This window comes from Paenarthrobacter sp. 10N417 (genome assembly GCF_056394745.1).
In genome coordinates this window covers 281311-292885 of sequence record NZ_JBFTIL010000005.1, presented here as the reverse complement: position 1 = coordinate 292885, position 11575 = coordinate 281311, and the positions used below count along the sequence as shown (strand labels likewise).

Sequence of the window (11575 nt, the reverse complement as noted above, 5' to 3'; positions counted from 1 at the left end):
CAGACGAAGGGAACGGTGAAGTTCCACTTGTCGATGTGGTTCACGTAGTCGGCCGGGGTCAGGACCTCGGACTCGTCGATGTAGTCCACGCCGAGGGACTGCAGGACCTGGGCTTCGACGAAGTGGCCGATGCGGGCCTTGGCCATGACCGGGATGGACACGGCGGCGATGATCTGATCGATCATGTCGGGATCGGACATGCGGGACACGCCACCCTGGGCGCGGATATCGGCGGGTACGCGCTCAAGCGCCATGACGGCGACGGCACCGGCGTCCTCGGCGATGCGGGCCTGCTCGACGTTAACGACGTCCATGATGACGCCGCCCTTGAGCATCTCCGCCATGCCCCGCTTTACACGGCCGGAGCCAGTAAGCGTGATGTGTTCGAAAGGGCGTGGTGTAAAGGTCACGTGATACTCCAAGGGACTGAAGCCTGCGATTTCATCACAAGCGCCCGGTACTGCACGCCGGGCGAAGAGCCAGGAGACTGATATCCGGGTGATATATTAGTTAGTTTCAGTATGCAATCGCCGAAGCGGGGAGTCAATCCCGGAAATCCCGCGAGGCAATTACTACGCGGCGAAGAGGGCCGTGCGGACGGCGTGCTCAAAGCCTGTGACGTGGGCCTTTGCCAACTCCGCCGCTTTTTCCTCGTCACCGTCAATGACCGCGCGCAGGAGATCCAGGTGTTCGCGGACGTGATGCTCGAGGTCTGGCAGCCGATCCAGGACCATGCACCAAATTCGGGTGGCCAGGTTGTCATAGCGGATCAGGACGTCCTCGAGATGAGGATTTGCGGCGGCCGCGTAGATGCCCTGATGGACGCTGGCATCCAGGCGCAGGGTCTCCACAACCGAGGCACCGGCCACGTCAAAGCCTTCTACCGCCTTCATAACGTCGCGCAGATGTTCCCTCGTAGCCGCGGAAGCCACACGTGCCGCGCGTGCTGCGGCCAGCGGCTCCAGTTGCGTGCGGATCTCTGAAATAAAGGCCAGGTCCGTCACGTCAACGCGGGTGGCAAATGTTCCGCGGCGCGGATAGGTGACCACCAGGCGGTCCAGTTCCAACCGCTTCAACGCTTCGCGAACCGGAGTCCGTCCGATCCCGAGGTCCTTCGCCAGTTGGTCATCATTGAGGAGGTCCCCGGGTTTGATCTCCAGCATCAAGAGCCGATCGCGCAAACGCTCATACGCGACGTCGGCCAAGGATTTCCTGCCGGTATCGTCCGAGATTGCCAGAGTTCCAAATGCCACAGTGCCAGCCCTTTCCGCAGTTCCCGAAAACCTATTGACCTGTCCTTGAGACCAGTATACGCTGATTCCCAATCCTAATATATCAGTACGGGACCCAAGAATATATCTAAAGGAGGAGACATGACCCTCGTGGCGACAGACTCACCAACAAGCACCCTGGCGCAGCCAGCAACGCTCAAAGACGAGCAAGCACAGAAGTTCGTACTCACATTGTCGTGCGTCGAACGCGCCGGAATCGTGCAGGCGGTCACAACCTTCCTGTTTGAGCGCGGCTTCAACATTGACGAACACCAGCAGTTCGACGACGGCATCCGCCAGACACTGCACCTTCGCACCGCCTTTTCCGGCTCCCCCGAATACTCGGCGGACCGGCTGGAGGAAGAGTTCAGTGCAATCGCTGACCGCTTCGACATGAAATTCAGCTTCCATGACAAGACCAAGAAGCGCGTGCTGGTCATGGTGTCCAAGTTTGGGCACTGCCTCAACGATCTCATCTTCCGCTGGCGCGGCGGCAGCCTGGGCGGAGACCTCGTAGCTGTCGTTTCCAACCACGAGACCCACCGCGCCATGGCCGAGGCAGCCGGACTGCCTTTCATCTACGTCCCTGTCACCCCTGACACCAAGGCCGAGGCCGAGCAAAAGCTCTTGGAACTCGTGGATGAATATAAGGCGGACCTTGTGGTGCTCGCCCGCTACATGCAGGTACTCTCGGACAACCTGTGCCGCTCCCTCGAGGGCCGGGCCATCAACATCCACCACTCGTTCCTGCCCGGTTTCAAGGGCGCCCGCCCCTACCACCAGGCCTATGACCGCGGCGTGAAGCTCGTTGGAGCAACCGCRCACTACGTGACGGCAGACCTTGACGAGGGCCCGATCATCGAGCAGGAAGTCATCCGCGTGGACCACAGCTACGGCCCCAACGCACTCTCAACAGTGGGCCAGGATGCCGAAGCCCTGGCGTTGTCCCGGGCTGTCCGCTGGCACTGTGAACACCGCGTGCTGTTGGATCAGACCAGCACAGTGGTTTTCCGCTAAGCCACCCATCCCACCAGTCCACACACGAACTTCAGCAGGAGAAACTTTCATGACATCGACGCCTCGCATTGTCATCATCGGCGCTGGGATTGTCGGCACCAACCTCGCCGACGAACTGGTCACCCGCGGTTGGAACAACATCACCGTCCTGGATCAGGGGCCGCTGAACATGCCCGGAGGATCCACGTCCCACGCCCCGGGCCTGGTCTTCCAGACGAACCCTTCCAAGTCCATGGCACTGTTTGCCAAGTACACGGTGGAAAAGCTGCTCTCCCTCACCGAAGATGGTCAGAGCTGTTTCAACCAGGTGGGGGGCCTTGAAGTTGCCACTACCGAGACCCGCCTGGCTGACCTCAAGCGCAAGCTCGGCTACGCCCAGTCGTGGGGCATCGACGGCAAGATCCTCTCCCGCGAGGAATGCAAGGAGCTCTACCCCCTGATCAATGAGGAAGACATCCTTGGTGGCCTCCACGTCCCCACCGATGGCCTGGCACTTGCAGCCCGCGCCGTGCAGTTGCTCATCAAGCGCACCGAAGCCGCCGGCGTGAAGTACATCGGCAACACCGAGGTGACCGGAATCGAGCAGTCCAACCGCCGCGTGACCGGCGTCGAGACCGCCAATGGCGTCATCCCGGCCGACATTGTAGTTTCCTGCGCCGGCTTCTGGGGCGCCAAAGTGGGCGAGCTGATTGGGATGTCCGTTCCGCTCCTCCCGCTGGCCCACCAGTATGTCAAGACCACCCCGGTTCCCGCCCAGAAGGGCAAGAACGAACTGCCCAACGGCGCCCAGCTGCCCATCCTGCGCCACCAGGACCAGGACCTCTACTACCGTGAGCACGGCGAGCGCTACGGCATCGGCTCCTACGCCCACCGCCCCATGCCTGTGGACCTCGATGAACTGGGAAGCTACGAGCCCAGCAGCATCACCGAACACAACATGCCTTCGCGCCTGGACTTCACCTTGGAAGACTTCCTGCCCGCATGGGAAGCCACCAAGCAGATCCTGCCGGCACTGCGGGAAAGCGAAATCGAGGATGGCTTCAACGGCATCTTCTCCTTCACCCCGGACGGCGGCTCATTGGTGGGCGAGTCCAAGGAAGTGGACGGGTTCTTCGTTGCCGAGGCCGTCTGGGTCACCCACTCTGCTGGCATCGCCCGCGCCGTGGCCGAACTACTGACCACGGGCAAGTCCGAAATTGATCTTGGTGACTGCGACATCCACCGCTTCGAAGAGGTCCAGCTGACCCCTGAACATGTCAGCGAAACGTCCCAGCAGAACTTCGTGGAAATCTACGACGTGATGCACCCGCTCCAGCCCAAGCTCTCCCCCCGCAACCTTCGCGTCAGCCCGTTCCACGCCCGCCATAAGCAGCTGGGAGGCTACTTCCTGGAAGGCGCAGGATGGGAACGTCCCTACTGGTTCGAAGCCAACGCGGAACTGCTGAAGGAAATGCCGGACGAGTGGCAGCCGCCGGCACGCGACGCGTGGTCCGGTATGTTCAGCTCACCCATTGCTGCGGCGGAGGCCTGGAAGACGCGCACGGCCGTGGCGATGTATGACATGACGCCGCTCAAGCGCCTTGAAGTCAGCGGCCCGGGCGCCCTGAAACTGCTGCAGGAACTCACCACGGGAGACCTGGCCAAGAAGCCGGGCGCCGTAACCTACACCCTCCTGCTGGACCACGCTGGTGGAATCCGAAGCGACATTACCGTTGCACGCCTCAGCGAAGACACGTTCCAGCTGGGCGCCAACGGCAACATCGACACTGCCTACTTCGAGCGTGCCGCCCGCCACCAGACAGAAAACGGTACGGCCAGCGATTGGGTGCAGGTCCGCGATACCACCGGTGGCACCTGCTGCATCGGCTTGTGGGGTCCGCTTGCCCGTGACCTCATCAGCACGGTCAGCAACGACGACTTCTCCAATGACGGCCTGAAGTACTTCCGTTCCAAGAAGGTCACCATCGGCGGAGTCACCGTTACCGCAATGCGCCTGTCCTACGTGGGCGAACTCGGCTGGGAGCTCTACACGAGCGCCGACAATGGACAGCGTTTGTGGGATGCACTGTGGAAGGCCGGCCAGCCGTTCGGCGTCATCGCTGCCGGGCGCGCCGCCTTCAGCTCGCTGCGTCTGGAAAAGGGCTACCGCTCATGGGGCACCGATATGACCACGGAGCACGACCCCTTCGAAGCAGGCCTCGGTTTCGCCGTAAAGATGACCAAGGAAAACTTTGTCGGCAAGGCCGCCCTTGAGGGTCGCACCGAGGAAAGCTCCGCGCGGCGCTTGCGCTGCTTGACGGTCGACGACGGCCGCAGCCTGGTGCTGGGCAAGGAACCTGTGTTCTACAAGGACCAAGCGGTTGGCTACGTCACCAGCGCCGCTTACGGCTACTCGGTGAAGAAGCCCATTGCCTACGCGTACCTTCCTGCCGCTGTCTCCATTGGTGATTCCGTGGAGATCGAATACTTCGGACGCCGCATCCAGGCGACAGTCACCCAGGACCCGCTGTACGACCCCACCATGAGCAGGCTCCGCGGCTAAGCCCGACGGACTCTTTGGTTGGCCAGCGGCCCGGGCTCATCCCCTCGCAACGGGGTCCGGGCCGCTGTCTTACCCGTTCAACCCCAGCCTTGCTTCGTCAGCCAGCCTCTCTTCGTCAACCAGCCCAGGAAGACACATGATCAGTTCAGAAACCATCAACGACTACCTCGCCCGGCTCGCTTCACGACAGCCCACCCCCGGCGGAGGTGCCGCCGCCGCCCTTCACGCTGCCCAGGGAGCCGCCTTGGTGGCCATGGTGGCCAGGTACACCACGGGTGAAAAGTATGCGCAGCACGCAGAACCCGTTGCCCGCATCACCAGCGCCGCGGACCATCTGATTGTCGAAGCGCTGCGCCTCGCGGACGCCGATGAGCACGCCTTCCAACGAGTTATTGATTCGTACAAACTTCCGTCCGGGACCGAGGAACTCAAGGCCATGCGCGCTGCCGGCATCCAGGATGCACTGGTCCAGGCAGCCCATACACCTGCTCAGCTGATCAAGCTTGCCAGTGAGGTGGTGGAACTCGCCACGGAACTCTTTGACATGGCCAACCCCAATGTCATCAGCGACGTCGCGGCAGCAGCAGATGCTGCACGTGCCGCCGCCACAACCGCCCGTGTCAACATCGACATCAACGTGGTGGCCATCAAAGAYGGCGACGCCCGCTCGCGCCTGGCAGAACAGACCGACGGCCTTGAGGAGAAGGTGGTCCTCGCGGCCGATTCCCTCGTCAAGCGCGTCCGCGAAAGGATCCTCGCGTGAGTACTGAAGTGCTTTCCGGAAAGGGGTTGGCCGCCCTCATCCAACAGCGTGCCCAGGATGAGGCCCGCCTCCTTGAATATGAGGGCCAGCGCCCTTCCTTGGCCGTGGTGGTGGCAACCGACGACGAGTCCACGCACTGGTACGTCCGCTCCATTGAACGCGCCGCGGAACGGGCTGGCATAGGTTGCCGGATCCTGGACCTTGGGCATGACGCCACGGAACAGGTGCTGGCGAGTGTGTTGAAAGACCTCAGTGCGGAACCGTCCGTCAACGGGATTATTCTTCAAACTCCGCTTCCCGCGGGCGTTCGAACGGACGGGCTCGTGGGCCTTATCGCTCCGGAAAAGGACATTGACGGCGCCAACCCGCTCAGCCTTGGCCGCCTCGCTGTGGGTCAGCCCGCCTTCGCCCCTGCGACCGCACAGGCCGTGGTGGAACTCCTCGAGCATTTCCAGGTTCCGCTCGCCGGACGCAACGTCGCCGTCGTCGGGCGTTCCGCTGTGGTGGGAAAGCCGCTGTCCCTGCTGCTGCTCGCAAAGGACGCCACGGTCACCATCTGCCACTCCAAATCAGGGGCCCTTGAGCGCTATACCCGGCCCGCCGACGTCGTGGTTGTTGCCGCGGGGCGGACCGGGCTGTTGACTGGCAGCCACGTTTCGCCGGCGTCTGTAGTGATCGACGTCGGTACGAACGTCCTTCCCGACGGTTCCCTGGTGGGAGATGTGGACGAGGCCAGCGTCACCGGAGTGGCGGCTGCCCTGACGCCGGTGCCCGGTGGGGTGGGCTCAGTCACCACGGCGTTGCTGCTCCTCCACACCGCCGAAGCGGCCCGGGCACAAGCACGGCTTCTGGAGAAGCCGGCCTTGGTTTCGGGAACCGCTGGCTAGCCATGGAAACGCCGATCCGCCTGGAGGTAAGTCCCTCCGCTGACCTTGCCCGGCAACTGCCTTCCGCTTATGAGGCGCCGGGGATGGTCAGCGTGACCTGCTTGCCGCATCACGGTCCGGCCAGGACGGTCGCTGCGTCGATTGAGCTTGCCCGGCTGGGCTACCACGTGGTCCCGCACCTTGCAGCGCGGAGCATCGCCAGCCAGGCAGGGCTGCACCTGTTCCTGCATCAATTGCGCGATGAGGGTGTCCGGGAGCTTTTCCTCATTGCCGGGGACCGCAGTGCGCCTGCCGGCCCGTATTCCTGGAGCGGCCAACTGATGGAGGACATCAAGGCTTTCTCGGAAGAATTCTCCCTTGGCATCGCGGGTTACCCGGAAGGCCACCCACAATTGAGCGCAGAACAGTTGCGGAGCAGCCTGGCCGGCAAGTCACCCATGGCGTCCTCCATGGTCACGCAAATGTGCTTTTCGGCTGAATCCATCAGCTCCTACCTGCAGGAGCTGCACCGGGTCGGTTCCCGGATTCCCGTGTGGGTGGGCGTTCCCGGGCCGGTCTCCGTGCAGAAGCTGCTGGCCATGGGTGCACGATTGGGCGTGGGACGCTCACTCAAGCTGGCTCGCGGCACAGGAATGGCCAAGGCACTCCTGCGCGGTGGTGACGTGCTGCGCTATGACAGCTCCGGCCTGATCCGGGACGTTCATCAGGCCCTCGACGGCCATCCGCTGTTTGCCGGCATCCACGTCTACAGCTTCAACGACCTCAGCCGCCTACCCAGATTTGAAGGGAAGATCGCATGGCTTCCAAAGCCCCCCGTGAAAACATCGACGAGTCAAAGCTGACCGTCACCAAACCCAAGACAAAGGCTGTCGGCATTCCAGCCGTTGCCAACGCACTGAAGATCTCCCTGGAACAAATGGGTCCGGTGCGAAGCGTGCAAACGCTGCTGGCAGTGAACCAGATCGATGGATTCGATTGCATGGGCTGCGCTTGGCCGGAGCACGAGAAGCGCAATGCAGCAGAGTTCTGCGAGAACGGGGCCAAGGCCGTCGCCGAGGAAGCTACCCGGCGACGTGTCACGCCTGAGTTCTTTGCCCAGCACTCCGTTGCTGACTTGAAGACCCGCGATGACTACTGGCTGGGCCAGCAGGGCCGGCTGACCCACCCGATGTTCCTGGATGAAGGCGCTACCCACTACACGCCCATCGACTGGGACAAGGCTTATGACCTCATGGCGGAGGAGCTCCGGGGCATGGAGCATCCCGATCAGGCCGTTTTCTATACATCCGGCCGAACCTCCAATGAGGCAGCCTTCGTGTACCAGCTCCTGGTGCGCGGCCTTGGCACCAACAACCTTCCGGACTGCTCCAACATGTGCCACGAGTCCTCGGGCTCGGCGCTGGTGGAAACCATCGGCATCGGCAAGGGCTCGGTAAGCCTGACCGACTTGGAGACCGCTTCACTGATCTTCGTAGCCGGGCAGAATCCAGGTACCAACCACCCGCGCATGCTCAGCGCCCTGGAGAAGGCCAAGAAGAACGGCGCGGTCATCGCGTCCGTCAATCCCCTGCCCGAAGCCGGGCTCCTGCACTTTGAAAACCCCCAGCACGTGGCAGGCATGATTCAAGGGACCCAGCTGACGGATGACTTCCTGCAGATCCGTGCCGGCGGTGATCAAGCCCTCTTCCAGGGCCTCGGCAAATACCTTGTGGAGGCCGAAGCCGCGGGTCGCAAGACTCCGGGCCTGGAAACCGTCCTGGACCACAGGTTCATCGAGGACCACACGGTGGGCATCGACGAATACCTGCGTTTCCTGGAAAAAGTGCAGTGGGACGACATCGTGGAAGCAACGGGCCTCACCCTGGAGCAGATCCACTCCACAGGCGAACGTCTCCTGGCCTCCAACGCCACCATCGTGTGCTGGGCCATGGGACTGACCCAGCACAAACATTCGGTACCCACCCTCCGCGACGTCGTTAACGTCCTGCTGCTTCAGGGGAACATCGGCAAGCCCGGCGCAGGAGTTTGCCCGGTGCGCGGCCACTCAAACGTCCAGGGCGACCGCACCATGGGCATCTTCGAGAAGATGCCGGAGAAATTCCACGACCGGCTGGACAACGAGTTCGCGTTCCTCTCACCACGGGAGCACGGCTATGACACTGTTGCCGCCATCCGCGCCATGAGGGACGGAAAGGTCCGCTTCTTCATGGGGATGGGTGGAAACTTTGTCCGGGCCGCCCCTGATTCGGAGGTCACGGAACAAGCGCTGGCCAACACAGGATTGAGCGTCCAGATCTCCACCAAGCTGAACCACTCGCATCTGTCCACGGGTCGTCGGGCGTTGATTCTGCCAACCCTCGGACGCACCGAGAAAGACACCCAGCGGACCGGTGACCAGAGGGTCACGGTGGAGGACTCGATGAGCGCGGTCCACGCATCCCGCGGGCGCCTCAAGCCCGCAAGCGGGCACCTCCACTCGGAGGTTGCCATTGTCTGCAATCTTGCCCACCGGCTCTTCACCGACGGCGACGTGCGCCTGCCCAACGCCCCCAAGGCCGCGTGGCTGTCCATGCGTGATGACTACTCACTGATCCGCAAACACATCGAGGCCGTCTTCGATGGCTTCGAGAACTTCGAAGAGCGGATCCAGCACCCCGGCGGCTTCGTGCTGCCGCACCCGCCCCGCGATGCCAGGAAGTTTGATACCGCGTCAGGCAAAGCGCACTTCACAGGCAACGAGCTTGAATACATCAAGGTCCCGGCGGGCCGGCTGGTGCTGCAAACACTGCGCTCACACGACCAGTACAACACCACCATCTACGGCAAGGACGATCGCTACCGCGGCATCCACGGCGGGCGGCGGGTGGTCCTCATTAACGAGTCCGATATCGCCGAGCTCGGCTTTGCGGACGGCGACATGGTCCACCTGATCTCCGAATTCCACGGAACCGAGCGTACGGCAGAAGACTTCCGCATCGTCGCGTATTCCACTCCCAAGGGGTGCGCCGCTGCCTACTACCCGGAAACCAACATCCTTGTACCGCTGGACTCTGTAGCCGATACCAGCGGGACACCGACATCCAAATCAGTCATCATCAGGCTCGAACGGGCTTAAAAAGGCTCTGGACACAGTGTGATGCGTGCCATAGTATGTGACTGATATATCTTTCCTAGTTGCGCAGAGATATCAGATGGCCTACCCGCAACCAGAGTTCCAAACCCGCCAGTGGGCCATCTCGTCAAGAAGACATCAATCAACGGAGAAACAATGTCTGACATCACCCAAGTCCAAGCAGATGCCGTGCTTGCCGCAGCCCGCGACGCTGCGAGCGAGACCGCGAACGCGATGAACATCGCCGTAGTGGATGCCGGTGGAAACCTGAAGGCCTTCACCCGCATGGACGGGGCATGGCTGGGCAGCATCGATATTTCCATCAAGAAGGCACGCACTGCCCGTTTCTTCGACATGCAAACGGGAGCAATCGGCGAGCTTTCGCAGCCGGGAGGACCCCTCTACAACATCGAGGTGTCCAACGGAGGACTCATCACCTTCCCGGGAGGCATCCCCCTGCGCCGCGAGGACGGCACTGTGATCGGTGCGATCGGCGTCAGCGGCAGCACCGTGGAGAACGACCACACCGTCGCGTCCGCAGGAGCAGCAGTCCAGCTTCAGGGCGCAGCTGGGCTTTAGCCAAAAACATTAGTCAAAAACACTAGGCAAGACTGTCCAATTGCCCGTGAATGGTGCTTCGGTGGCCTGAAACCTGGGGAGGTATTTCCTCATCGAAGCACCGCTCTCGGGCAATTGGACAGATCCAATTTCCGTACCACAACCCGCCCCAGGAGGAGTGTCCATGTCTGGAAACCGAGCAGTCGCCTACAAGGAACCCGGTGTCGTCGAAATCATCAACACCGACTACCCGACGTTCGAACTCAAGGACGGACCGGGCGTCAACCCGGCCAACGTCGGCCGGAAGGTACCGCATGGCGCGATCCTCCGCACTGTGACAACCAACATCTGCGGCTCGGACCAGCACATGGTCCGTGGCCGCACCACAGCCCCACAGGATCTGGTCCTCGGGCACGAAATCACCGGCGAAGTGGTGGAGGTGGGTCCCGACGTCGAGTTCATCAAAGTGGGCGACATCGTCTCGGTGCCGTTCAACATCTCCTGTGGCCGCTGCCGGAACTGCAAAGAGCAGAAGACCGGTATCTGCCTCAACGTCAACCCTGACCGCCCCGGCAGCGCTTACGGCTACGTGGACATGGGCGGCTGGGTAGGTGGACAGGCCGAGTACGTGCTGGTTCCCTACGCCGACTGGAACCTGCTGCGCTTCCCGGACCGCGATCAGGCCCTGGAAAAGATCATGGACCTGACCATGCTCTCGGACATCTTCCCCACCGGATTCCACGGCGCCGTTACTGCCGGGGTTGGCGTAGGGTCCACGGTGTACGTCGCCGGTGCCGGCCCTGTGGGTCTGGCTGCCGCCGTCGGCGCCCAGTTGCTTGGCGCCGCCGTCGTGATTGTGGGCGACATGAACGAGGACCGACTGGCACAGGCGCGCTCGTTCGGCTGCGAAACCGTCAATGTCTCCAACGGAGACCCGAAGGAGCAGATCCTGCAGATCCTCGGGGTGCCGGAAGTGGATTGCGGCGTGGACGCCGTTGGCTTCGAAGCCCGCGGCCACGGACGGGACGCCTCGCACGAGGCTCCGGCCACCGTGCTGAACTCCCTCATGGACATCACCGCAGCCGGTGGTTCCTTGGGCATCCCGGGCCTCTACGTCACCGGGGATCCGGGCGGAATCGATGAAGCAGCCAAGCACGGCTCCCTGTCGCTCTCGCTGGGCACCGGCTGGGCAAAGTCCTTGTCCTTCACCACGGGACAGTGCCCGGTGATGAAGTACAACCGCCAATTGATGATGGCCATCCTCCACGACAAGGTCCAGATCGCCAAGGCAGTCAATGCCCAAGCCATCCCCCTTGAGGACGCTCCCCGCGGCTACGCCGAATTCGACGCCGGAGCGGCAACAAAGTTCGTACTGAACCCGAACGGTTACGTGAAGGCTTAGTACGCAAAAACACCAGGAAGGGG

Annotated in this window: 10 protein-coding genes; 8 read left to right on the top strand and 2 right to left on the bottom strand. The window is 62.3% G+C overall.

Features of this window, described 5'->3' with window-relative positions; genetic code table 11:
* Nucleotides 1-380, bottom strand: a 380-nt coding sequence (locus tag AC1DCM_RS08920; protein ID WP_477518016.1) for a beta/alpha barrel domain-containing protein, incomplete at its 3' end; no start/stop codon positions are given.
* Nucleotides 381-572: 192 nt separating this feature from the next.
* Nucleotides 573-1253 (bottom strand): GntR family transcriptional regulator, encoded by a 681-nt coding sequence (locus AC1DCM_RS08915; protein WP_477518011.1) that lies wholly within the window; start codon nt 1251-1253, stop codon nt 573-575.
* A gap of 120 nt (nt 1254-1373) precedes the next feature.
* Here AC1DCM_RS08915 and purU point away from each other — a divergent pair, with 120 nt between their 5' ends.
* The 8 genes from purU (at nt 1374) to fdhA (ending at nt 11552) form a co-directional block, all read left to right on the top strand.
* Nucleotides 1374-2288 carry a formyltetrahydrofolate deformylase gene (gene purU / locus AC1DCM_RS08910; protein ID WP_477518010.1) on the top strand — a complete coding sequence of 305 codons (915 nt, stop codon included), beginning with the start codon at nt 1374-1376 and terminating at the stop codon, nt 2286-2288.
* A 49-nt stretch (nt 2289-2337) separates the two neighbouring features.
* A complete protein-coding gene (locus AC1DCM_RS08905; RefSeq protein ID WP_477518009.1) occupies nt 2338-4830 on the top strand; it encodes a GcvT family protein in 2493 nt (830 codons plus the stop codon).
* A gap of 136 nt (nt 4831-4966) precedes the next feature.
* Nucleotides 4967-5593, top strand: coding sequence for a cyclodeaminase/cyclohydrolase family protein (locus AC1DCM_RS08900; RefSeq protein ID WP_477518008.1), 627 nt, complete (start codon nt 4967-4969; stop codon nt 5591-5593).
* On the top strand, nt 5590-6480 hold the full coding sequence (locus AC1DCM_RS08895; protein ID WP_477518007.1) for a bifunctional 5,10-methylenetetrahydrofolate dehydrogenase/5,10-methenyltetrahydrofolate cyclohydrolase: 891 nt from the start codon (nt 5590-5592) through the stop codon (nt 6478-6480). The genes AC1DCM_RS08900 and AC1DCM_RS08895 overlap by 4 nt, the downstream gene beginning before the upstream one ends.
* Before the next feature lie 2 nt (nt 6481-6482).
* Complete coding sequence (locus tag AC1DCM_RS08890; RefSeq protein WP_477518006.1) at nt 6483-7322, top strand: methylenetetrahydrofolate reductase; 840 nt, start codon at nt 6483-6485, stop codon at nt 7320-7322.
* Nucleotides 7277-9595 carry an FdhF/YdeP family oxidoreductase gene (locus AC1DCM_RS08885; protein ID WP_477518005.1) on the top strand — a complete coding sequence of 773 codons (2319 nt, stop codon included), beginning with the start codon at nt 7277-7279 and terminating at the stop codon, nt 9593-9595. Before AC1DCM_RS08890 ends, AC1DCM_RS08885 begins: the two co-directional genes overlap by 46 nt.
* A 153-nt stretch (nt 9596-9748) precedes the next feature.
* Nucleotides 9749-10171: a GlcG/HbpS family heme-binding protein gene (locus AC1DCM_RS08880; protein ID WP_477518004.1), complete on the top strand. Its 423-nt coding sequence runs from the start codon at nt 9749-9751 to the stop codon at nt 10169-10171.
* Between the two features lie 163 nt (nt 10172-10334).
* Nucleotides 10335-11552, top strand: coding sequence for a formaldehyde dehydrogenase, glutathione-independent (gene fdhA / locus AC1DCM_RS08875; protein WP_431117782.1), 1218 nt, complete (start codon nt 10335-10337; stop codon nt 11550-11552).
* The last annotated feature ends 23 nt before the right edge of the window (nt 11553-11575 follow it).